The following is a 22,027-nucleotide window of genomic DNA, read 5'->3' as shown; positions in this document are numbered from 1 at the left end:
AACTTGTCGTCTTGGAAAAACGCGAATGCTAGAATCATGGCCAAGGACCCTGATGAGCACCCGATGAATCTACCTCCCGTCGTCCAGGACCGCCCGAAAGGCGTGGTCGCGCCGGCCCAGGCGCGCAAGATGTTCCGCATGGAGCGCTACCTGCCTGCGCCCGAGCTGGCGCATTTCATCGACCATTTCTGGATCGTCGAGTGGGATCTCGGCGGCCAGCTGCCCCATGTGCAGCGCACGCTCCCGTATCCCTGCGTGCACCTGGTGTTCGACAGCACCGGCGCCAGCGGCATCTGGGGCGTGCCCACCGGCGCCTTCGACTACGAGCTGAAAGGCGCCGGCAAGGTCTGCGGCCTGCGTTTCCGGCCGGGCGCCTTCCGCGCCTTGCTTGGACGGCCGGTCCACACCATGACCGACCGGGTGCTGGCCCTGGCCGACGTGTTTCCCTGGGATGAAGCCGAGGCGCGCCGCACCGTGCTGGAGGCGTCGGACGATGCGGCGATGACGGCCGCCGCCGCCGGCCTGCTGGCGCCGCTGCTGCCGGCGCCCGATCCGCAGGTCGAACGCATCGCCGCCATCCTGCGCCGCGCCGAAACCACGCCGGGCCTGACCCAGGTCGAGCAGCTCGCCCAGGATGCCGGGATGGGCGTGCGCAGCCTGCAGCAGCTGTTCAGCGAGTACCTCGGCGTCAGCCCGAAATGGACGATCCGGCGCTTCCGCCTGCACGAAGCCGCCGACCGCCTGGCAAGCGGCGCGGAGCCCGACCTGGCCGCGCTGGCCCAGGAGCTGGGTTACTTCGACCAGGCCCATTTCAGTGCCGATTTCCGCAAGCTGGTGGGCGAGTCGCCCGCACAGTATCGCAAGCGCGCCCGCGCCTGAGCTTTTCACCGACACCGACACCGACACCGACACCCATGCTCTCCGCAATCGACAGCTTCCTGATGGACGACCGCCCGCGCTCCCTGGCGGGCTTGAAGCGCGGCCTCACCGAGTTCCTCTGGTTCGGCATCAAGGAGGCGCGCGCCTGCCTGTTCGTCGGCCTGTTCTTCGCCGCCATCTTCCTGATGCCGCGCGCCGGCCTGTTCGGCATCCCGCGCTATGACCTGCTGCTGGTGGTCGCGGTCGCGATCCAGCTGTGGATGGTGCGCGTGAAGCTGGAGACCTGGGACGAACTGAAGGCGGTCTGCCTGTTCCACGCGGTCGGCTTCGCGCTGGAAGCCTTCAAGGTCTCGGGGAATATCCAGTCCTGGAGCTACCCGGACTTCGGCTACACCAAGATCTTCGGCGTGCCGCTGTTCTCGGGCTTCATGTACGCGGCCATCGGCAGCTACATCGTGCAGGCCTGGCGCCTGCTGGACATCCGCGTGCGCCACCATCCGCCGTACTGGATGGCGACCGCGATCGCGGTCCTGATCTACGTGAACTTCTTCACCCACCATTACATCGGCGACTACCGCTGGTACCTGGCCGCCTGCGCGCTGGGCCTGTACTCGCGCAGCACGGTGGTGTTCCGGCCGCTCGACCGCGACCGCCGCATGCCGCTGATGCTGGGCTTCGTGCTGACCGGCTTCTTCATCTGGATGGCCGAGAACATCGGCACCTTCTGGGGCGTGTGGCGCTACCCGAACCAGCTGGGGGCATGGTCGGCGGTCCATATCAGCAAGTGGAGTTCGTGGTCGCTGCTGGTGATCATGACGTTTACGATCGTGGCGAGCCTGAAGCATGTGAAGGCGAAGATCCATATTGCACAGGATTGATTATTGTGACGGATAACGATAAAGCGAGCCAGGTCGACGCCCTCGACCGGCAGGCGCAGCTTGCGCGCGAGGAGGGCCGCTACGAGGACGCCTTGCGCCATCTGCTGGCCGCCTTCGCCCTTGCGATGGCGGAAAACCAGGAAAAGCACGTGAGCGTATGGCACACCATCCTGGAGTGGCGTTTCCTGGTCGAGCTCTACCCACCGGCGCGCGTAGCTCTGGTCCAGGCGCGCGACGCCCAGGCCTGCCGCGTGCTGGCGGGCGATGTTGTGTACGGCCTGCCGTATTCCGAGTACACGCCGCAGCCTTCCCGGTTCCAGCTGGTCGAGCGCATGAACGACATCCTCGAAGACTCCCGCGCGACTTACGCGCTGTTCGTGGAGCTCGACGCGCGCATGCCCGAGCGGGCCCGGCGAGAATCCTTCGTGGCCTTGCCGGCGGTGGTCGAGGCGGGCGACTTCGCGCTGGGCCAACGCTATCTGCCCGACCCGCTGGGCTTTATCGATGAGGTGAACCGGAGCGCGCGCGAGTGGCCGCTGTCGCCGTTTGTCCCGGCCTCGATGCGCAGCTTTGCGAACCTGTCGAACTACGCGAAGGACCTGCGCCTGCGCGCCGCCATCGTGCGCGGACTGGGACGCGAGGCCGAAGCCGACGCCTTGCTCGAGGCAGGACTGGCCGGCCTGGCGACCGACGAGCTGCGTGACTGGGTGCGCCAGGACCTGGCATCCCCGGGCGCCATCCTGCGCCTGTCAAGCGCCCAGCACATGGCCTACGAGGACGCCAGGGCGCATCGCACTCCTGGAAAATGACATGGAAACCGAACGACTGCTGCTGCGTCCTTTCACCCTCGACGATGCCGAAGCCTGGCTGCCGCTGATTTCGCTGCCGGAGATCATCCGCCATACCGGCGATGCGCCCGCCACCTCGGTCGAGCAGGCGCGCGAGATCCTGCGTACCCGGCCGCTGCGCGACTACGCGGTGCACGGCTATGGCCGCCTGGCGGTCATCGAAAAGGCCAGCGGGCGCCTGGCCGGTTTCAGCGGCCTCAAATATGTGGAAGAGCTGGGTGCGGCCGACATCGGCTACCGCTTCCTGCCCGACTGCTGGGGCAAGGGCTATGCGACAGAGAGCGCGCGGCCGCTGATGGAGCATGGCAGGCGCGTACTGGGTCTGGCGCGCATCGTGGGCACCGTCCACCCGGACAACCCGGCATCAAGCCGCGTGCTGGAAAAGCTCGGCCTGCGCTTCGAGCGCCTGCTGGAAGCCGACGAGGATGGCGTGCGCTTCCTGCTGTATGCGACGGCCTGAGGGCAAATAACACGACCGTACTTTTTATCGGTTATAGTTGCCGCTGTCATTTCAACATACCCATACAAAATCCAAGGGAGACCCATGAGCGCCGATTACCAGGTCCAGAACCATGTCGCCGTCATCACGCTGAACAACCCGCCGGTCAACGGCCTCGGCCTGGCGACGCGCACCGCCGCCGTCGAGGCGCTGCAGCGCGCCGAGCTTGACCCCTCCGTGAAGGCGGTGGTGATTACCGGCGCCGGCAAGGCCTTTTCGGGCGGCGCCGACATCCGCGAATTCAATTCGCCGAAAGCCCTGACCGAGCCGACCCTGCACACCCTGATCCGCACCGCCGAAGGCCTGGCCAAGCCGGTCGTCGCCGCAATCCACAGCGTCTGCATGGGCGGCGGCCTGGAACTGGCGCTGGGCTGCGCCTATCGGGTGGCGGTGCCGGGCGCCCAGATCGCGCTGCCGGAGGTGAAGCTGGGTCTGCTGCCGGGGGCCGGCGGCACCCAGCGCCTGCCGCGCGTGATCGGGCTGGAAGCGGCGCTCGAGATGATCGTGTCCGGGAATCCGCTGCCGTCGGAGAAATTTGCGGGCACGCTGTTCGATGAGGTATTCCCGGCCGGGACCGAGCTGGTGCCGGCTGCCGTCGAATTCGCTCGTAAGATCGCCGATGTCCGGCCTCTGCCGAAAGTCCGTGACCGCAAGGTCGGACACGCCGATGCCCAAGCCTTCCTGGCCGCCGCGCGCGCGAAAGTGAAGCTGGCGGCCGGCGCTTTCCCGGCGCCGCTGGAATGCGTCGAGACCATCGCCGCCGCCGTCGACATGCCTTTCGAGGAGGGCTGCAAGTTCGAGCGCTCGCGCTTCATCCACCTGACCCAGACCGTCGAATCGAAGGCGCTGCGCCATGCCTTCTTTGCCGAACGCGCCGCCAGCAAGATCCCCGACGTCCCGGCCGACACGCCGGTGCGCGAGATCAAGTCGGCCGCCGTGATCGGCGCCGGCACCATGGGCGGCGGCATCGCCATGAACTTCGCCAACGCCGGCATCCCGGTCACCATCCTCGAGACGAAGCAGGAGGCGCTGGACCAGGGCCTGGCCACGATCCGCAAGAACTACGAGAACACGGTCAGGAAGGGCAAGCTGACGCCGGAAAAATGCGAGCAGCGCATGGCGCTGGTGAAGGGCACGCTGGCTTATGAAGACATCGCCCAGGCCGACATCGTGATCGAAGCCGTGTTCGAAGACATGGGTGTCAAGGAGACCGTGTTCCGCCAGCTGGACACGGTGATGAAGCCGGGCGCGATCCTGGCCTCGAACACCTCGACCCTGGACCTCGACAAGATCGCCGGTTTCACGCGGCGCCCGCAAGACGTGATCGGCCTGCACTTCTTCAGCCCGGCCAATGTGATGAAGCTGCTGGAGATCGTGCGCGGCGCCCGGACCGGCAAGGACGTGCTGGCGACCGCGCTGGCGCTGTCGAAGAAGCTCAGGAAGACCGGCGTGGTGTCCGGCGTGTGCGACGGCTTCATCGGCAACCGCATGGTCGAGCAGTACATCCGCCAGGCCGGCTTCCTGCTGGACGAAGGCGCGCTGCCGCAGCAGGTCGACCAGGCCATCGAGAAATTCGGCTTTGCGATGGGCCCTTTCCGCATGGGCGACCTGGCCGGCAACGACATCGGCTGGTACATCCGCAAGCGCCGCGCCGTCGAGATGCCGGAGCTGGCTTATTCGAAGACCGCCGACCTGCTGTGCGAACAGGGCCGCTTCGGCCAGAAGACCGGCGCCGGCTGGTACGACTACCAGGCGGGCGACCGCAGCCCGCATCCTTCGGCCGCCGTCGACGCGATGATCGTCCGGCATTCGAAGGATATCGGCGTAGAGCGCCGCGCGATTTCCGACGAGGAGATCGTCGAGCGCCTGGTCTACTCGCTGGTCAATGAAGGCGCGAAGATCCTGGAAGAGGGCATCGCGCTGCGCGCGTCCGATATCGACATGGTATACCTGAGCGGCTACGGCTTCCCGCTGTATCGCGGCGGGCCGATGTTTTATGCCGATACGGTGGGGCTGCCGGCGGTGCTGGCGGCGATCGAGAAGTATGCGCGCGGCTATCATGGCGAAGCGTGGCAGCCGGCGGGTTTGCTGCGCAAGCTGGCGGACGAGGGGCGCGGCTTCAATAGCTGAGCCGCCTTCCGGGCGGGCGACGAGATAATGTCCTTGATGCGGGCATGGAAAGTTGCATGTTAGGCTAGGTTTCTTTCAAATTCCGAGCCTCACGTGAAAAATGCCCTCCTGATCGCGACCGCCTGCCTGCTCGGCTTGCTGGCGACGACCGGCGCTTCGCTGCCTTATCCGATCCTGCCGCCGCTGTTCGTGAACGGATCCGCGGACGGTCTCACCAACTTCCTCGGCCTGCCGCCCAAGCTACTGTTCGCGGTCGCCCTGATGGTCAATCCGATCGGCCTGCTGATCGGCACCGCCGTCCTCGGGTCTTTGTCGGACCGCTTCGGCAGGCGTCCGCTGCTGCTGTGGACCGCGGCCGGCGCCGCCATCGGCCACGTGCTGACGGCCTGGGCGCTGTCGGTGCACTCCTATCCGCTGTTCCTGGCGGCGCGCTTCGCCACCGGCCTGCTGGAGGGCCAGGGCGCGATCGTGCGCGCCATGCTGGCCGATCACCTGGAGGGCTCGCTGCGCAACCACGCGATGTCCTGGCTGAACGGCTGCTTCACCCTCGGCTGGCTGTTCGGGCCGCTGCTGGCGGGTCTCACGATCGGTTTCGGCATCACGGTGCCGTTCTACATCGCCGCGGCCGCGCTGCTGCTGGGGACGGTGCTGGTGGCGATCACGCTGCGGCGCGAGACGGTCGCCCACGGCCCGGGCTGGTGGGCGGTGGCGCGCGAGCGCCATGCTTTCAACCTGCTGCGCCATGACGGCCTGCGCATGCTCTTCATCGTGCAACTGGCCTATACCTGCGGTGTGACCGCCTTCTACGAGTTCTATCCGCTGTGGCTGGTCGAGGTCGGCCGCTACGACACCCGCGCGATCTCGCTGGTCAATGTCGGCATGTGCGGGCTGATGAGTTTTACGGCTGTTTTTGCCGGTCGGCAAAATCGTGACGATCCCTTGCGCCGTGCGGCCTTCCTGGCGACGGGCGTGGCGCTGGCGATCGCTTCGCTGGGGACTGGCCAGTTATGGATCGGGCTGGCGGGCATCATGCTGTTCGGCCTGCCGCATGCCTGCTACAACGCCGTGATCCAGGTGTGGGCGGCGGACCGCTTCGGCGGCCACGGCCAGGGCGCGGTGATGGGCTTGCTGTCGACGACCTTCTGCCTGGCGAATATCCTGATGGCGGCGGCGGGAGCAGTGCTGACCCTGTTCGATACGCGGCTGGTGCTGGTGGCGGGTGCGCTGCTGACGGCCTGGGCGGCTTTCCGGATGCGGGAATGGAGCCGGGTGCCGGTGCTTGAATGAGAACGTGGGCTCGGTGAACCCACCCTACCGTTCAATGTAGGGTGGGCACCCCGTGCCCACGAAGACGCGAGCTACGCTACTCAGTCCGCAGCGTAGATATTGTTGTCCTTGGTCTCCCGCAGGAACAACACCCCGATCACGACGGTAATCGCCGCAAACACGATCGGATACCACAAGCCGTAGTAGATGTCGCCCTTGGCCACCACCAGCGCGAAGGAGATGGTCGGCAGCAGGCCGCCGAACCAGCCGTTGCCGATGTGGTAGGGCAGGGACATCGAGGTATAGCGGATGCGGGTCGGGAACATTTCGACCAGCATCGCCGCGATCGGGCCGTAGACCATGGTCACGTAGAGCATCAGCACGAACAGCATCAGCACCACCATCGGCTTGTTGATGGCGGCCGGGTCGGCTTTTGCCGGGTAGCCGGCGGTCTTCACGGCGTCGCCCAGGTCTTTCTTCAGCGCCGCTTCGCGGGCCTTGCTGGCCTTGTCGAACTCACGTCCGGCCATGGTGGCGTTAAAGGATGGGTAGACCTTGTCGCCGACGTGTACGCTGGCGATGGTGCCGGCCGGCGCCGGCTGGATCGTGTAGTTGACCGATGCGGCGATCAATTGAGCAGTGGCGATGTCGCAGGACGAGGGGAAGACTTCCTTGCCGACCAGCTTGACCTGGAAGTTGCAGGAGGCCGGGTCGGCCACCACCACCACCGGCGAGCTCGCGAGGGCGTTGGCCAGGGCCGGATTGCCGTAGGTGGTCAGGCCCTTGAAGACCGGGAAGTAGGTCAGCGCCGCCAGCAGGCAGCCGGCCAGGATGATGGGCTTGCGGCCGATGCGGTCGGACAGCGAACCGAAGAAGATGAAGAAAGGCGTGGCGATGGCCAGTGCGATCGCCAGCAGGATGTAGGCGGTGGCCGCTTCGATCTTCAGGGTCTGGGTCAGGTAGAACAGCGCGTAGAACTGGCCGGTGTACCAGACCACGGCCTGGCCCATTACGATGCCGAGCGCCAGCAGCGCGATCTTGGCGTTGCCCCAGGCCAGGAAGGCTTCCGACAGCGGCGCCTTCGAGGTCTTGCCTTCGGCCTTCATCTTGGCGAAGGCCGGCGACTCGTTCATCGACAGGCGGATCCACACCGAGATGCCGAGCAGCAGCACCGACACCAGGAAGGGAATGCGCCAGCCCCAGGCGTCGAAGGCGGCCGGCTCCATCGCGGTGCGCACGCCCAGGATCACCAGCAGGGACAGGAACAGGCCCAGCGTGGCCGTGGTCTGGATCCAGGCGGTGAAGTAGCCGCGGCGGCCTTCCGGCGCATGCTCGGCCACGTAGGTCGCGGCGCCGCCGTACTCGCCGCCCAGGGCCAGGCCCTGCAGGATGCGCAGCGAGACCAGAATGATGGGCGCGGCGATGCCGATCGAGGCATAGCCCGGCAGCAGGCCGACCACGAAGGTCGATCCGCCCATGATCAGGATGGTGACCAGGAAGGTGTACTTCCGCCCGATCATGTCGCCGAGGCGGCCGAACACCAGCGCGCCGAAGGGACGGACGATGAAGCCGGCGGCAAAGGCCAGCAGGGCGAAGATGAAGCCGGTGGTGGGGTCGCCGACGCCGGCGAAGAACTGCTTGGCGATGACGGCGGCAAGCGAGCCGTAGAGGTAAAAGTCGTACCACTCGAAGATGGTGCCGAGGGAAGAAGCGAAGATGACCTTGCGTTCTTCCTTGGTCAGTCCGCGGGCGGTAGGCGCTGCCTTCCCGCCGGCGGTCATGCCGGGTGTGATAGCCATTGTTAGTCTCCGTAATGAGTTGTAATGTTCAATGGATAGCCGATATTTACGCCAGCTACGGCAGCGACTCTGCGCCGCGAAACTTACGCGATGCTTGCTGCAAACTTACACGAAACTTACAGATGGACCGTCTTGCGGCGTCCCCATGCACAGGGGGTGAAATCAGGCGTCCTTGGCTGTTGGACCGGGTTCCGCGTCGGAGGTTTCCTCATTTACTTTGGCGTACTTATAAGCCTCGGCGGAACGTTCCAGCGCCAGGCCCAGCGTGGTGCTCAGTTCGCTCTGCGGCGTGCCCTGGCGCAGTTGCTGCGAGGCGAAGGTATTGCGCAGCGTGCGCCCGCCGGCGCGCGGCACGGCCAGGCCTGCGCGTTCGAAAGTCGCCTTGACCTGGCGGTAGACGGTGGCCTTGTGCAGCGGTTCGCCTTCCAGGTTGGCCGGGAACACGAGCGCGCCGGGAATCTTCAGTTCCGTGCGCTCGTCCAGCCAGGCCGTCAACTCGGCCACGCCTTCTTTCGGCAAGGTGGTCGTGTGTTCGTAGCTGGTGGGGTGCTTGTGCTCGGGGGTGATATTCAGCGTGAGGCCGCCTTCGACATCCCGCTGGCGGCCGATCTCGTCCACCAGCAGGCCGATCGCCTCGGCCACGCGCAGGCCGGCCAGCGCCATCGTCACCTGCATCGCGCGGTCGCGGCGCCGCTTCCAGCCCGAGGCCTTGCCTTCGTCGTCGGCCGGCTGGCCGGGCAGGGCGGCCAGGAAACGCTGCAGCTCGTCGGCATTCAGGGCGGTCATCGGCGCATCGCGGGTGATCTGGGCGCGGTCGATGCCGACGATGGCGTCGCGCGCCGGGTTGGGCGAACGCTCCAGGTACTCGTAGCAGCGCTCCAGCAGGCGCAGGTAGCGGTAGGCGATCTTGCTGTTCAGGTCGCGGTGGCCGTCGTGGGCCAGCTGGACGAAGCGGTGCAGGTCGCGCGCGGTGACGGTCGAGATCTTCAGGCGCTCCTCCAGCATCCAGGCGGCGAACTTGCCGAACATGAAGCGGTAGATGGCTGCCGACTCGGGCGAGACCGGCTTCGGAACCAGGTCGCGCTGCCGGCTCGAGGTCAGTGCGAACTCGGGCGAGGCCACGAAGGCGGCGAAGCTTTTGACGGGATTGGCGTCCCAGTGGGCGAGTTTGTTCAAGCCTCATTCTGCAACTAACCGAGAAGTCGTGCAAATGTCTGCAGTGCGCGCGGCCACAGGCCTCCGCCGGTGCGCCCACGCCTTTGCCTCCAAAGTATTTTGCAACTAACCCACGGAAGCCGCAAAACAAGCCAAAACCCGGCCACCAGCACGGATGGGCCGCGACTCCGCCCACACTCGCCATCCCGGCAACGAAGCGTTATGCTCAGTCTTATCCGTCCGTCGACTGGAAAAAGGAAAAAGAAACCATGCTCAAGCACATCGTCATGTGGAAACTGAAGGACCGCGCCGCCAACGCACGCGAAATGAAGCGCCGGCTCGACGAATGCGCGCACATCGTGCCCGGCATCCTCAAGTTCGAAGTGACGCTGGCCCAGCCGGGGCTGGAAGCGACCTACGACGTGGTGCTGTACTCGGAATTCGAGAGCAAGGTCGCGCTCGAAGCCTACGCCAGGCACCCGACCCACCACGCGCTGGTGCCTTTCATCGGCGCGATCCGCGAAGCGCGCCAGTGCATGGACTACGAAGTCGAGGAAGGCTGAGAATGCGGACCGTACAAGAACTGTTTTCTTTGGCCGGCCGCACGGCCGTCGTCACCGGCGGCTCGCGCGGCCTGGGCCTGCAGATGGCGGAAGCGCTGGGCGAGCAGGGCGCGCGCCTGGTGATCGCTTCGCGCAAGCAGGGCGAACTCGACGAAGCCTGCGCCCATTTGAAGGCGCGCGGCTGCGACGCCACCGGCATCGCAGCCGACCTGTCCGCTGAAGGCGGTGTCCAGGCTTTCGCCGATGCGGCCCTGGCGCAGCTCGGCCAGGTCGACATCCTGGTCAACAACGCCGGCGCCACCTGGGGCGCCCCGGCCGAGGACTATCCGCTCGAGGCCTGGGACAAGCTCATGAACCTGAACGTGCGCAGCATCTTCCTGCTGTGCCAGGCCATCGGCCGGCAGTCGATGATCCCGCGCGGGCGCGGACGCATCGTCAACATCGCCTCGATCGCCGGACTGGCCGGGAATCCGCCGGGGGCCATGCAGACCATCGCCTACAACACCTCGAAGGCGGCGCTGATCAATTTCACGCGCACCCTGGCCGGCGAGTGGGGCCGCTATGGCATCAATGTGAACGCGATCGCCCCGGGTTTCTTCCCTTCGAAGATGACCAAGGGCATACTGAATGCGATCGGCGCGGAGACGCTGGCGCGGCAGGCGCCCCTGAACCGTCTCGGCGACGAGGAAGACCTGAAGGGCGCGGTGCTGCTGTTCGCGTCCGATGCGGGCAAGCACATCACGGGACAGGTGCTGGCGGTGGACGGCGGCGTATCGAGCGTCTGAACGGCCGGCAAGGGGAGGAAGCATGCAGCAGTTCGAAGGACGGGTCGCCGTCATTACCGGCGCGGCGAGCGGCCTGGGACGCGAGTTCGCGAATACCGCGGCGTCGCTGGGCATGAAGCTGGTATTGGCGGACATCGACGCCAAGGGCCTGGAGCGCGCGACCGCAGCCTTGCAGGCCGGCGGCGCGGAGGTGATTTCGATGGTGGTCGACGTCAGCAAGCGCGAGCACGTGGAGGAACTGGCCGATGCCGCGATGATCCGCTTCCACGGCGTGCACCTGGTCTTCAATAACGCCGGCGTCGCCGCGGGCGGCCTGGTCTGGGAGAACAGCGAGGCCGACTGGGAATGGGTACTGGGCGTCAACCTGTGGGGCGTGATCCACGGCGTGCGCGTGTTCACGCCCATCATGCTCGAGTGCGCGCGCCGCGATCCACACTATGAGGGCCACATCGTCAACAGCGCTTCGATGGCCGGCCTGCTGAATCCACCGGCGATGGGCGTCTACAACGTCAGCAAGCATGCGGTGGTGTCCTTGAGCGAGACCCTGTACCACGACCTGCGCCTGGTCGACGCCCCGGTCCGGGCCTCGGTGCTGTGCCCGTACTTCGTGCCGACCGGGATCGCGCATTCTGAAGCGCACCGGCCGCACGCGCTGGAAAACGACGAGGGGCCGACCGCCAGCCAGCAGGCGGCGCAAACGCTGGTGAACAAGGCGGTCGAGTCGGGCAAGGTCTCGGCGGCGGACGTGGCGCGCATCGTCTTCGAAGCCGTGCGCGAGGGGCGCTTCTATATCTACTCGCACCCGCAAATGCTGGCCACGGTGGCCGAGCGCATGGACGCGATCGTGGGTGGCAAGCCGCCGGCCGATCCGTATGCGGCAATGCCGCAACTGACGCAGATGCTGAAGGCCGGGCTGAAGAAGGGCTGAGCGCCGTCGCCTGTCAAGCGGCAAGGCCGATTATTTGCGGGCCGAATAGCGCCGCCGAAGCAGGCTGCCGATCAGCACGACGAGCAGCCAGAACGCCGCCGACATCGCCAAACGCCCCCACAACAGATCATCGTCGCCGATCAACAAGGATAAAGGGTCCCGCGCTACCGAGCCGACCGGCGATATCCCCTGGCTGTCGGCCAGGAAGGGCAGCGGAAAGCCATAGGCGAGCACCGGACAGTAAACCGGGACGCCCAGGTCGCTGCAAACCGCACTGACCTGGCCCGGCACCAGCAGGGACAGGTAAGTCAGGCCGCTGGCGGCCGCGAAAAGGAAGGCCGCCCGCTTCAAGGCTGCCAACACTCCTACACGCATTCAGCTTTCCTTCCTATTCGTGTTTCGCTCAGAAGCCTTAGCATTGAGTTACCGGAATCACAAGGAGATTATCATGGCTGACAAGAAAGACAAGGCGCAGCAAGGCAAAACGGATGGGCTCGACCAGGGCGCGGCGAATAACCGCCAGGGCGGCGGCGCGGACTCGGGTGAAGCCCACAACAGCAGATTCCTGCACAGCTCGCCGGAAGCGAATGTGTTCTCGAAAGGTTCCTCGCAGGCCGACAACAGCACGCGTTCGCGTGGCGGCGATTCGGCTGCGGGCACGCCGGACGAGGGCAGGCTGGGCGGCTCGGGCGGCACCTCCGCGCCGGGCACCACGGGTAACGACCCCGACCGTTAAGCTGCGGCATTCAGGAATCGGGGTTCAGCCGGGCGCGTGATGCGTCCGGCTGCTGCGCGCTTGACGCGCGGCGTTTTGCAGCCTAATATGACGAACATCATATATCGAATGCCTGCCATGTCCGCCGTCCGCAGCCCCCGTCACCAGCAGTCCCACGAACGCATCCTCGATGCGGCCGCGCGCGCCGTCCGGCGTTCCGGCGTCGCCGGCGTCGGCGTCGCCGAGGTGATGAAGGAGGCCGGACTCACCCATGGCGGCTTCTACGCCCATTTCGAATCGCGCGATGCGCTGCTGGCCGAGGCCCTCGAGCATGCGGGCAGCCAGAGCAATGCCAATGTGCGCGAGCGGATGCGGGCGCGCATGGATGCCGGCGAGAGCCCGCTGCGCGCCCTGGTCGGCGAATACCTGTCGGGGCGCCACATGGAGGCGCTTGAGCTCGGCTGTCCGGTGGCCGCGGTCAGTTCCGACATGCAGCGCGCCGGCGACGGCTTGCGTGCGGTGTCGCAGAGCCGCGTGCGCGGCCTGGCCAGGCTGGTCGAAGGGACGCTTGCGGCGGACGCCGCCCCCGGCAGCGCCTGGGCGATCGCAGCAGGCCTGGTCGGCGCGATCCAGCTGGCCAGGGTGCTCGGCGCTGAGGAAGGAAGCAAGGTTTTGCAGGCATGCCGCGAGGCGCTGCTTGCCCAGTACGACCGCCCTGCGAAAGCTTGAGGCGGAAGAGGCCGAACCTTCGAGGTCCGGCATTTTTTTGAGCAGGAATATGACGTTCATCATATCGAAAGGGATCACCATGAAACTCGACAACGCGATCGTCCTCGTCACCGGCGCCAACCGTGGTCTCGGCCAGGAATTCGCCCGCCAGGCGCTGGCCCGCGGCGCCCGCAAGGTCTATGCCGCCGCGCGCGACCCGGGCAAGATCACGCTGCCCGGCGTGGTGCCGGTGCGGCTCGACGTCAACGATCCAGCCCAGGTGGCGGAACTGTCCGCGGCCTGCGCCGACGTCACGCTGGTGATCAACAACGCCGGCATCGCCAGCGACGGCAGCCTGCTCGACGAAGGCAGCATCGATGCCATGCGGCGCATGATGGAGACCAATGTCTACGGCATGCTGCGCGTCAGCCAGGCTTTCGCGCTGGTGCTGGCGGCGCATCGTGGCGGCGCCTTCCTGAACGTGCTGTCGGTGGCCAGCTGGATCAGCACCACGGGCCTGGCCGCCTATGCCGCGACCAAGTCGGCCGCCTGGAGCGTGAACAATGGCTTGCGCATTGCGCTGAAGGACCAGGGCACGCAGGTGCTGGGGCTGCATGTGGGCTTCGTCGATACCGACCTGACGCGCGGGATCGATCTGCCGAAGCTGGCGCCGGCGGAGGTGGTCGAGCGCGCCTACGCGGCGCTCGAAGCGGGCCAGAGCGAGGTGCTGATCGACGAGCTGTCGCAGAAGGTCAAGGCCGGGCTGTCGATGGATCCGGGCGTCTACCTCGACACGGTGCAGCGCCCCGCCTGAGCGGCCCGTGGTAGCATCGTTCGATGGAGCGACGCAACGACTACAAGCAGGCCCTGCTGATCGAGGCCGTGATTCACGAGGCCGATGCGGTCGGGCGCGCGACGGCGGCACGGCGGCTGGCCGAGCTTGGGGTGCCGCTGGAGGTGGCGGTCAGGGTGCTGACGCGGCCGGTGGAAAGAAGGCAGCAGTTCGAGTCGCCGTTCATGAAGCGGGAGTCGTAACGCGCTTCACCGTCGTTCCCGCCTTCGCGGGGACGACGTGTTGGGGGCGCGTACCCTGATGTTTTATCGGCTGGCGCAGAACCCCGCATCCTCATTCGTCGCCCCAGGCGCCAGGTCCTTGTTCCAGTCCGGCGGCGACAAATGCATGGTCGTCCCATTCATCGTATAGCTGCCGTTCCACATCCCGCTCAGGGTGCCGGCCACATTCGGCACATCCACCTTCCAGCTTAGCACCTTGACGGTACTGGTATTGGTGACCGCGATCCTGGCGCAATAACCCGAGCCCCAGTCGCCGGTGACGATCAGCTTTGCCTGCAGCGCGCCGGCCGGCGGCGGTGGCGGCGGCTCGGCCGGCTTGGCCGGGCGCGTCGCGCACAGGCCGACCTGGGTCGATTCGCCCGGATGCAGCTTGCGGTCGTAGGCCGGACCTTCGAGCGTCAGCTTGCCGTCGGCCAGCGTGTAGCTGGCGTTCCATAGCGAGGTGATGCTGTCCTTGAACGGGATCTCCGCCTTCCACCATCCTGCGCGCTCGCCCACGTTCTTGACCGTGATGGCGCCGCAGTAGCCGCTGCCCCAGTCGTTCGGCGTGTCGAGCGTCGTCGTCAGGTCCAGCGGTGCGGGCGGCGGCAGCGGGTTCGGGTAGGGGCCGGCCTGGGTCGCGCCGGGGTCGAGGAAGGCTTGCGCGGTGGCGGTCAGCAGCGGATTGTCGACGCCGTCCAGGGTGCCGTAGTTGACCAGCCAGATCACGGCGCCGCCCGCGCCTTCGCCCTCGCGGGTCGAGTTGGCCCAGGCGCCCTTGGCGGCGATCGTGGCCGGTTCCTCGTAGCTGATGTAGCCGCTGGTGGTGTCAGGGCGGTCGGCCGGGGTGTAGCCGCCCGGGTAGACGCGGTAGCTGGTCCGGGTCGGCGCGTCCCAGGCATAGATGCCGCGGTCCAGGTAGCCCAGCTTGTTCAGCAGCGTCCAGCTCCATTTGAAGTCGGTCACCGACCACTTGCTGAGGTCGCCATCGGTGTCCTGGTCCGGGCCGGTGAAGGGCGGCGCGTAGCTCTCGCCGTAGAAACCGAGGCCCAGGCCCATCTTCTCGCGCGGCACGCCCTTGTCGACGAACATCTGGATCGTGCTGGCGATCGATACCGGACGGTGGCCGGTGGCCCCGGTCAGCGGCGAGAAGGTGTTGCTGTGCCAGCCCTGGCCGAACCAGCCCACGCCATAGCTCATGATGTTGTACTGGTCGACCATGGCCGCCACGCGCAGGTCGTGCCCGGTGACGGTGTCGGTGTTGATGTTCTTGTTCCCGCCCGGGAAGGTGATGATGACGGGATTCGCCTGGTAGCGCTCGCGCGAATTGGCTTCCTTGCGCAGGTCCAGGATCAGCTTCTCGAGTCGCTCCTGCTCCACCAGGGCCTGGTCGCCGATGCCTTCCCAGTCGACGTCGATGCCGTCGTAGTCCTTGGCGACCATGTAGTCGACCAGGTTCTTCACGAAGGCCGGGCGGATGGCGTCGGTGGTCGATGCCAGGAAGCCGGCGTTGTCGCCTTCGCCGCCGAGCATGATCAGGGCCTTGATCTTGGCCTGGTGGGCGCGCTTGACCAGGAATTCTTCGACCGTCCAGTCGTAGGCGGCGCCGGGGCCGCGGTCACGGTCGGTGTGGGCGTTGCCGCCGCCCAGCACGATCTCGCCGGCCGGCTTGCCGTTGCTGCCGCTGCCGGGGCCGATGCGGGCGAACACGAAGTGGGTCATGTGCGTCATGTCCACGTGCTCGGGGGCCTGGTACAGCGCGTTGTCCCAGAAATAGCCGGCGTAGTAGCCGCCGACCCATTTGCCGGTGAGATTGGCGGCCCCGGCCGGCGCCAGGCTGCCGGCCATTGCGCCGGCGGCCAGCAGGGTCAGTGCCGCGATTTTTTTCAGTCTGGTCTGCATGTGCATCCTCCTTTTGGTTGCTGTACGGAAATAATCGTAGCAGCGGAGGATGGCAAACACCTGTCACTAAAGTGTAATGACCCCTGGCGAGGGGGGATCAGGCAGCGGCCACGCCTTCGGGACGCAGGATGCGCTCGCGCAGCTCCGGCTCGTCGTCCTGGTAGAGCCGCATGACGGTGGAGGTGCGGGTGCCGTAGCCGGGAATCTCGATGCAGACCGGCGACAGCTCGCGCTCGACCTCGATCGGCATGCCGGTATCGGGCAGGCGCAGGTCGGGGGCGCGGGTGGTATCGGCCAGCATCTCGAAGTAGGCCTCTTCGGGCGCGCCCTGCAGCAGCAGGCTGGCGAAGGTCGCCTTGGTCCGCAGGACCTTGGGCCAGGGTGCGTCCAGCAGGCCGTTCGAGACGCCGTAGATGCCCGGTTCCAGGGCCTTGCCGTTGCGCGGGTCGGCGCCGGCGCGGTTCGAGAACCAGTGCAGGCCTTGACGGTCGCCCAGGATCAGGTTGAAGCCGTTGTAGTCGGCGGCGCGGGCGGCGATGCGGTCCAGGTAGGCCGGCGCATCCAGGTCGCCCTTGAGGAAGTCGGCCACCAGCGCGCCGCGGGTCGGCGCATCGCCGCGGCGTTCGTCGGGCGCGCGGATATTCGTCAGCGCCGCGAATTTCGGGCCGTTCGGACCGGAGCGCGTGACGCCCATCCAGCTGCCGCCGCCGCGCAAATCGCGGCCGGCGATGATGTCCGGATTCTCCGGCCACGGACCGGCCGGCGTGGCGGGACGGTCATAGAATTCGTCGCGGTTGGCGCAGGCGATCACGGGCACGCCGGGAATCACGCGCCAGGCGAATACGATCAGGCACATGGCATCAGCTCCGGTTTCAGGTCGACGAAGATCTCGGTACGGCGCGGGCCGTCGGGCAGCGGGTCCAGGCCGGCGTCGAGCGCGGCCTGCGCCAGCACGGCCTCGAAGCCGTCCGGCGCGCCCGGATAGACTTCCATCCAGGTCTGCAGGCCGTCCTTGCTGCCGGGACGGCGCTTCAACTGGACGGCGACGCGGTGGCCGGCCGCCAGCGCCGCCTGCATCGCGCGCACGCGCGGCGCCAGCGCGGCCGCATCGGGCTCGCGCACCTTGTAGTAGACGTACAGGTCGATCATCGGATCACGAACTCAGTCCGCCAGCGCATCGAGCGAGTAAGGCAGCGGCAGGAAGGACAGCGCCGTGCCGCCGGCCGAGCCGTGGCGCACTTCGTGGTCCAGCGCGGCCAGCTTGATCTCGACCAGTGCATCGGCGCCGCCCAGGCCATTCGGCGCGGCGTTGACGATCATGCCGGAGGGCTGGTCCGGGTCCTCGCTGGAGAAGACCTCGTCGCCGGCGCGCGCGGCCGCGTTGGGGAGCGTTGCCAGGGTCATGCGGCGTTTCAGCTTGCCCAGGTACTGGCTGCGGGCGACGATTTCCTGGCCCGGATAGCAGCCCTTCTTGAAATTGACGCCGCCAAGCAGCTCGAAGTTGACCATCTGCGGCACGAACTGCTCCTGGGTCGGCTGGGTCACCTGCGGCACGCCGGCATGGATTTCGGCCAGGCGCCAGGCCGCGTTGCCGCCCAGCGCCAGCGTTTCGCGCAGCTGCGGCAGGACCGCGGTTGCGGTTTCGCTTGAGGTGATCCACAGGTAACGCGGGGTGCCGAGGGCGTCGGCCAGGCGCAGCACGGTGCCGGCTTCGCCATCCACCTTGCCGTAGGGCGCGGCGGGCAGCGTGGCGACGTGGCGGCGCAGCGCCTCTTCCGCCCTGGCGCCGGCCAGGCCGAGCACCGCGTTCGTGCCGGCTTCTTCGGTGGCGTCGCGCAGCTTCGCTTTCGCGCGCAGCACGAACATCGTCAGGCGTTTTTGCAGCGGCGGCTGGATCGCGCGGGGCAGCGCCAGGAAGATGTCCTGGCCGGTGCGCCACATCAGGAAAGTCGCCTGCAGGCGGCCTTTCGGGGTGCAATAGCCGGCCAGCCTGGCTTCATCCGTGCCCAGGTGTTCGACATCGTTGGTCAGCTGGTTGTGCAGGAAAGCGGCGGCGTCCTCACCGGCCACGGCGATGAGGCCGAGGTCGGTCACCGGGGCCACCACGCCCTCGGCGAGGGCGGCTGCGGACAGGGTCGTGCCGAAGTCTTCGATCTGGGTGGCCTCATCCTGGTGGAAGCGCGCGCCCAGGGAAGCGAGATGTTCGATCCAGTTGCTCATAAATTCAGAATAATTTCCTGTTTAGGCTTTATCATTACGGCCTCATTATAGAGTTGTCGTCAAATTCGCGCCGGGCACGGCGCAAAACCAGATTTCTATGGCACTAATAAGAAAACTCATCATCACGGGCGTGATCGTGTCAGTCGCGGCCGTCGGTGGCTTCCAGTGGTGGTCGGGCCAGCCGATCATCCCTGCGGACAGCCCCGTCATTCCATTCGCGATCGCCCAGGGCAGCGGCGTGGGCGGCGCGACCCAGCAGATGGCCAGCGCCGGCGTGCCGGTGAACGGCTTCCTGTTCGGCGTCCTGGCGCGCGTGACCGGCAAGGCCAGCCAGCTCAAGGCCGGCAGCTACGAGCTCAAGCCGGGCACCACGCCGCGCCGCCTGATCACCCAGCTGGTGCGCGGCGAATTCGCGCAGGAGTCGCTGACCATCATCGAGGGCTGGACCTTCCGCCAGATGCGCCAGGCGGTCGACGCCGCGCCCAACCTGAAGCACGAGACGGCCAAACTCGCGGACAAGGAGCTGCTGGAGAAGATCGTCCCCGAGGCGAGCGGTAAATATGCGACGCCGGAAGGCCTGTTCTTCCCGGACACCTACCTGTTCGCGAAAAACTCGAGCGACCTGCAGATCTACAAGCAGGCCCACGAGATGATGATGAAGCGCCTGAAGGCGGCCTGGGAAAAGCGCGAACCGAACCTGCCGTACACGGATCCCTACCAGGCCCTGATCATGGCCTCGCTGGTCGAGAAGGAAACCGGCCAGAAGAGCGAGCGCGCGATGATCGCCGGCGTGTTCGTCAACCGCCTCAAGACCGGCATGCTGCTGCAGACCGACCCGACCGTCATCTACGGCATGGGCGAGAAGTACGACGGCAAGATCCGCAAGAAGGACCTCGAGACCGATACCCCGTACAACACCTACACGCGCGCCGGCCTGCCGCCGACGCCGATCGCCTTGCCGGGCGTGCAGTCGCTGGCCGCGGCCCTGATGCCCGCCAAGACCGACGCCCTGTACTTCGTGTCGCGCGGCGACGGCACCAGCCACTTCTCGGTCAACCTGAACGAGCATAACAAGGCAGTCAACCAATACCAGCGCCAGGGATCGAAATGAATGGACAAACTTCGGCCCGCGGCCGCTTCATCACCTTCGAAGGCATCGACGGGGCCGGCAAGTCGACCCACATCGGCTTCGTCACCGCGCTCCTGAGCGAGGCCGGCAAGACCGTGGTCTCGAGCCGCGAACCGGGCGGAACGCCGCTCGGCGAAAAGCTGCGCGAGCTGCTGCTGCACGAGAAGATGGACGTCGGCACCGAGGCTCTGCTCGCCTTCGCCAGCCGCCGCGAACACCTGGCCCAGGTCATCGGGCCGGCGCTGGGACGCGGCGACTGGGTGCTGTCGGACCGCTTCACCGATGCCAGCTTCGCCTACCAGGGCGGCGGCCGCGGCCTGCCGCTGCCCAAGCTCGAAGCGCTGGAACAGTGGGTGCACCCGGGCCTGCAGCCCGACCTGACCCTGCTGTTCGACGTGCCGCTGGAAGTCGCGCGCGAACGCCTCGACGCCACCCGCGATCTCGACAAGTTCGAGTCCGAAGAGGCGGCCTTCTTCGAGCGCTGCCGCAATGAATACCTGCGCCGCGCCGCGCAAAGCAAGGGCCGCATCGTGGTGATCGATTCGACCCGCTCGATCGATGAGGTCCGCGCCCAGCTGCGCGCGGCATTGGAGAAGGTGTTGTGATGATTTACCCCTGGCAGGAGCAGGCCTGGACGCAGCTGCAGCAGATGCGCGTCCGCCTGCCGCACGCCATCCTGTTCCACGGCCCGGCCGGCATCGGCAAGGCCGATTTCATCGAAGCCTTCGCCCAGTCCCTGCTGTGCGAAAACGTGCGCCCCGACGGCCATGCCTGCGGCACGTGCGCCTCCTGCGGCTGGTTCAGCCAGGGCAACCACCCGGACTACCGCCGCGTGCGCCCGGAAGCGATGGAAGACGAAGCCCCGGCCGCCGAGGGCGAGGACGGTGCGGAATCCGACAAGAAATCGAAATCCTCGAAGACGGCCTCGAAAGACATCAAGATCGAGCAGGTGCGCGCGCTCAGCGACTTCATGAACATCTCGACCCACCGCCAGGGTTTACGGGTGGTGGTGCTGTACCCGGCCGAAGCCCTCAACATGCCGTCCTCGAATGCGCTGCTGAAGACCCTGGAAGAACCGCCGCCGGGCACCGTGTTCCTGCTGGCCTCGAACGGCCTGGACCGGCTGCTGCCGACGATCCTGTCGCGCTGCCGCAAGTTCGCGCTGCCGATGCCGGCCCACGCCGAGGCGCTGGCCTGGCTGGAAGCCCAGGGCGTGCAGGATGCCGACGGCTGGCTGCGCGAGCAGGGCGGGGCGCCGCTGGCGGCCCTGGCGCAGGCCGAAACCGGCAGCCGCGAGGAACTGGATTCCCTGCTGCAAATCCTGGCCCAGCCCAGCGTCGATGCCGCGTTGCGCGCCGCAGACAAATTGAGCAAAGCGCCGCTGGCATCCCTCGTCGCATGGCAGCAGCGCTGGTTGTATGATGTTTTTTCGTACAAGCTGTCCGGCACGATCCGCTATTATCCGCGGTATCGCCAGCAGCTGGCGAACCTGGCCGGGCGCGTGCACACGGCCAGGCTGCTGCAGGCGATCAAGTCGACCAACGAGCGGCGCGCGGTCGCGGACCACCCGCTGTCGCCGAAACTGTTTGTCGAAGATATGTTGCTTGATTACACTGCCTGCTGCGCCGCCTGAGGCGTCATGAGGGAACACCGATGAACAGCCTGCCCACCGATCCGAACGCCCCGCTCGCGCCCCAGGCGCCGCGGCCGTCCGTGCTCTCGCTTGCGATCAAGGAAAAAGCGGCGCTGTACGCAGCCTATATGCCTTTCCTGAAGAACGGCGGCATGTTCGTGCCGACCAACAAGCCCTATAAAATCGGCGACGAGATCTACCTGATCCTCTCGCTGATGGACGATCCGAACAAATACCCGATCGCCGGCAAGGTGGCCTGGATCACGCCGGCCGGCGCCAACAACAAGGCGCAAGGCATCGGCGTGCATTTCCCGGCCGACGAAACCGGCCAGCGCGCCAAATTGCGCATCGAAGAAATCCTGGGCGCGGCGCTGCGGTCTTCGCGCGCCACCCACACGCTTTAATCTCTCCGCTCATGCCGTCCTATACCCATCGTATCGCCCGCATCGAAGACCTGCCCGTCATCGTCGATATCTACAATTCCACCATCGCCTCGCGCGAAGTCACCGCGGACACGGAACCGGTCACGGTCCAGTCGCGCGAACAATGGTTTGCCGACCATACGCCGGAACGTCGTCCGCTGTGGGTGATCCACGATGCGGCCGATCGGTCAGAACACCCGGAACTGATCGGCTGGTGCTCCTACTCGAATTTCTACGGCCGTCCGGCGTATTCCGGCACCGCTGAAGTCTCGATCTATATCGCGGAAGAATGGCGCGGCAAGGGGATCGGCCGTTACTGCCTGGAACAGGCGATCGCTTTCGCGCCCAACATCAAGGTGCACACGCTGCTGGGCTTCATCTTCGGCCACAACGCGCCCAGCCTGGCCCTGTTCCGCAAATACGGTTTCGAGACCTGGGCGAATTTCCCGCGCGTGGCCAATCTGGATGGGATCGAGCGGGATCTGATCATCCTGGGCAAGCGGGTGGTCGACTAG

At 66.6% G+C, this 22,027-nt stretch carries 25 protein-coding genes; 18 read left to right on the top strand and 7 right to left on the bottom strand.

What is annotated here, in order from left to right; all coding sequences use genetic code 11:
* The first annotated feature begins 63 nt into the window (after positions 1-63).
* The 6 genes from ACFPO9_RS01320 (at position 64) to ACFPO9_RS01295 (ending at position 6,521) form a co-directional block, all read left to right on the top strand.
* Positions 64-879 carry a DUF6597 domain-containing transcriptional factor gene (locus tag ACFPO9_RS01320; protein WP_379765902.1) on the top strand — a complete coding sequence of 272 codons (816 nt, stop codon included), beginning with the start codon at positions 64-66 and terminating at the stop codon, positions 877-879.
* 35 nt (positions 880-914) lie between these two features.
* Positions 915-1,757 carry a DUF817 domain-containing protein gene (locus ACFPO9_RS01315; protein WP_379765899.1) on the top strand — a complete coding sequence of 281 codons (843 nt, stop codon included), beginning with the start codon at positions 915-917 and terminating at the stop codon, positions 1,755-1,757.
* A gap of 5 nt (positions 1,758-1,762) precedes the next feature.
* Positions 1,763-2,566 carry a hypothetical protein gene (locus tag ACFPO9_RS01310; RefSeq protein ID WP_379765896.1) on the top strand — a complete coding sequence of 268 codons (804 nt, stop codon included), beginning with the start codon at positions 1,763-1,765 and terminating at the stop codon, positions 2,564-2,566.
* A gap of 1 nt (position 2,567) precedes the next feature.
* Entirely contained in the window at positions 2,568-3,065 is a 498-nt protein-coding gene (locus ACFPO9_RS01305; RefSeq protein ID WP_379765893.1) for a GNAT family N-acetyltransferase, read from the top strand.
* Positions 3,066-3,149: 84 nt separating this feature from the next.
* Positions 3,150-5,234: a 3-hydroxyacyl-CoA dehydrogenase NAD-binding domain-containing protein gene (locus ACFPO9_RS01300; RefSeq protein WP_379765890.1), complete on the top strand. Its 2,085-nt coding sequence runs from the start codon at positions 3,150-3,152 to the stop codon at positions 5,232-5,234.
* Between the two features lie 93 nt (positions 5,235-5,327).
* Positions 5,328-6,521, top strand: a complete 1,194-nt coding sequence (locus tag ACFPO9_RS01295) for an MFS transporter (RefSeq protein WP_379765887.1) — start codon at positions 5,328-5,330, stop codon at positions 6,519-6,521.
* Between the two features lie 80 nt (positions 6,522-6,601).
* Here the strand turns inward: ACFPO9_RS01295 and ACFPO9_RS01290 are convergent, their stop codons facing one another.
* Positions 6,602-8,299: an MFS transporter gene (locus ACFPO9_RS01290; RefSeq protein WP_379765884.1), complete on the bottom strand. Its 1,698-nt coding sequence runs from the start codon at positions 8,297-8,299 to the stop codon at positions 6,602-6,604.
* A gap of 162 nt (positions 8,300-8,461) precedes the next feature.
* Positions 8,462-9,475, bottom strand: a complete 1,014-nt coding sequence (locus ACFPO9_RS01285; protein ID WP_379765881.1) for a tyrosine-type recombinase/integrase — start codon at positions 9,473-9,475, stop codon at positions 8,462-8,464.
* Between the two features lie 248 nt (positions 9,476-9,723).
* Here ACFPO9_RS01285 and ACFPO9_RS01280 point away from each other — a divergent pair, with 248 nt between their 5' ends.
* The 3 genes from ACFPO9_RS01280 to ACFPO9_RS01270 are packed head-to-tail and all read left to right on the top strand — an operon-like array spanning position 9,724 to position 11,730.
* A complete protein-coding gene (locus tag ACFPO9_RS01280; RefSeq protein ID WP_379765878.1) occupies positions 9,724-10,017 on the top strand; it encodes a Dabb family protein in 294 nt (97 codons plus the stop codon).
* Positions 10,018-10,019: 2 nt separating this feature from the next.
* Positions 10,020-10,802, top strand: a complete 783-nt coding sequence (locus tag ACFPO9_RS01275) for an SDR family oxidoreductase (protein WP_379765875.1) — start codon at positions 10,020-10,022, stop codon at positions 10,800-10,802.
* Positions 10,803-10,824: 22 nt separating this feature from the next.
* A complete protein-coding gene (locus ACFPO9_RS01270; RefSeq protein ID WP_379765872.1) occupies positions 10,825-11,730 on the top strand; it encodes an SDR family oxidoreductase in 906 nt (301 codons plus the stop codon).
* A gap of 30 nt (positions 11,731-11,760) precedes the next feature.
* Here the strand turns inward: ACFPO9_RS01270 and ACFPO9_RS01265 are convergent, their stop codons facing one another.
* A complete protein-coding gene (locus ACFPO9_RS01265; RefSeq protein WP_379765870.1) occupies positions 11,761-12,105 on the bottom strand; it encodes a hypothetical protein in 345 nt (114 codons plus the stop codon).
* Between the two features lie 73 nt (positions 12,106-12,178).
* Between ACFPO9_RS01265 and ACFPO9_RS01260 the strand changes: the two genes are divergently transcribed.
* The 4 genes from ACFPO9_RS01260 (at position 12,179) to ACFPO9_RS01245 (ending at position 14,188) form a co-directional block, all read left to right on the top strand.
* Positions 12,179-12,466, top strand: a complete 288-nt coding sequence (locus tag ACFPO9_RS01260; protein ID WP_379765867.1) for a hypothetical protein — start codon at positions 12,179-12,181, stop codon at positions 12,464-12,466.
* 117 nt (positions 12,467-12,583) lie between these two features.
* On the top strand, positions 12,584-13,174 hold the full coding sequence (locus ACFPO9_RS01255) for a TetR/AcrR family transcriptional regulator (RefSeq protein WP_379765864.1): 591 nt from the start codon (positions 12,584-12,586) through the stop codon (positions 13,172-13,174).
* A gap of 79 nt (positions 13,175-13,253) precedes the next feature.
* Positions 13,254-13,967 (top strand): SDR family oxidoreductase, encoded by a 714-nt coding sequence (locus ACFPO9_RS01250; protein WP_379767571.1) that lies wholly within the window; start codon positions 13,254-13,256, stop codon positions 13,965-13,967.
* A gap of 23 nt (positions 13,968-13,990) precedes the next feature.
* Positions 13,991-14,188, top strand: coding sequence for a hypothetical protein (locus ACFPO9_RS01245; protein WP_379765861.1), 198 nt, complete (start codon positions 13,991-13,993; stop codon positions 14,186-14,188).
* Between the two features lie 63 nt (positions 14,189-14,251).
* On the opposite strand, the gene ACFPO9_RS01240 is transcribed toward ACFPO9_RS01245, so the two are convergent.
* The 4 genes from ACFPO9_RS01240 to ygfZ all read right to left on the bottom strand — a co-directional run bounded on the left by ACFPO9_RS01240 (position 14,252) and on the right by ygfZ (position 18,328).
* On the bottom strand, positions 14,252-16,108 hold the full coding sequence (locus tag ACFPO9_RS01240) for a cellulose binding domain-containing protein (RefSeq protein ID WP_379765858.1): 1,857 nt from the start codon (positions 16,106-16,108) through the stop codon (positions 14,252-14,254).
* Positions 16,109-16,205: 97 nt separating this feature from the next.
* Positions 16,206-16,964 (bottom strand): NRDE family protein, encoded by a 759-nt coding sequence (locus ACFPO9_RS01235; RefSeq protein ID WP_379765855.1) that lies wholly within the window; start codon positions 16,962-16,964, stop codon positions 16,206-16,208.
* Positions 16,955-17,257, bottom strand: coding sequence for a DUF4936 family protein (locus ACFPO9_RS01230; protein WP_379765852.1), 303 nt, complete (start codon positions 17,255-17,257; stop codon positions 16,955-16,957). The genes ACFPO9_RS01235 and ACFPO9_RS01230 overlap by 10 nt, the downstream gene beginning before the upstream one ends.
* Positions 17,258-17,269: 12 nt before the next feature.
* Positions 17,270-18,328, bottom strand: coding sequence for a CAF17-like 4Fe-4S cluster assembly/insertion protein YgfZ (gene ygfZ / locus ACFPO9_RS01225; RefSeq protein WP_379765849.1), 1,059 nt, complete (start codon positions 18,326-18,328; stop codon positions 17,270-17,272).
* A 97-nt stretch (positions 18,329-18,425) separates the two neighbouring features.
* Between ygfZ and mltG the strand changes: the two genes are divergently transcribed.
* From mltG to ACFPO9_RS01200, 5 genes are read left to right on the top strand one after another with little or no spacing between them, the layout of a single operon-like run.
* Positions 18,426-19,439 (top strand): endolytic transglycosylase MltG, encoded by a 1,014-nt coding sequence (gene mltG / locus ACFPO9_RS01220; RefSeq protein ID WP_379765846.1) that lies wholly within the window; start codon positions 18,426-18,428, stop codon positions 19,437-19,439.
* Entirely contained in the window at positions 19,436-20,062 is a 627-nt protein-coding gene (gene tmk, locus ACFPO9_RS01215; RefSeq protein WP_379765843.1) for a dTMP kinase, read from the top strand. The genes mltG and tmk overlap by 4 nt, the downstream gene beginning before the upstream one ends.
* Positions 20,062-21,090, top strand: a complete 1,029-nt coding sequence (locus tag ACFPO9_RS01210) for a DNA polymerase III subunit delta' (protein ID WP_379765840.1) — start codon at positions 20,062-20,064, stop codon at positions 21,088-21,090. The genes tmk and ACFPO9_RS01210 overlap by 1 nt, the downstream gene beginning before the upstream one ends.
* A 20-nt stretch (positions 21,091-21,110) precedes the next feature.
* On the top strand, positions 21,111-21,494 hold the full coding sequence (locus ACFPO9_RS01205) for a PilZ domain-containing protein (protein WP_379765837.1): 384 nt from the start codon (positions 21,111-21,113) through the stop codon (positions 21,492-21,494).
* An 11-nt stretch (positions 21,495-21,505) separates the two neighbouring features.
* Complete coding sequence (locus tag ACFPO9_RS01200) at positions 21,506-22,027, top strand: GNAT family N-acetyltransferase (protein WP_379765834.1); 522 nt, start codon at positions 21,506-21,508, stop codon at positions 22,025-22,027.

The organism is Massilia aerilata, from assembly GCF_042656905.1.
GTDB lineage: Bacteria > Pseudomonadota > Gammaproteobacteria > Burkholderiales > Burkholderiaceae_D > Telluria > Telluria aerilata.
Note: the sequence above shows the minus strand (reverse complement) of the source record. Positions and strands in the feature narration are given on the sequence as shown.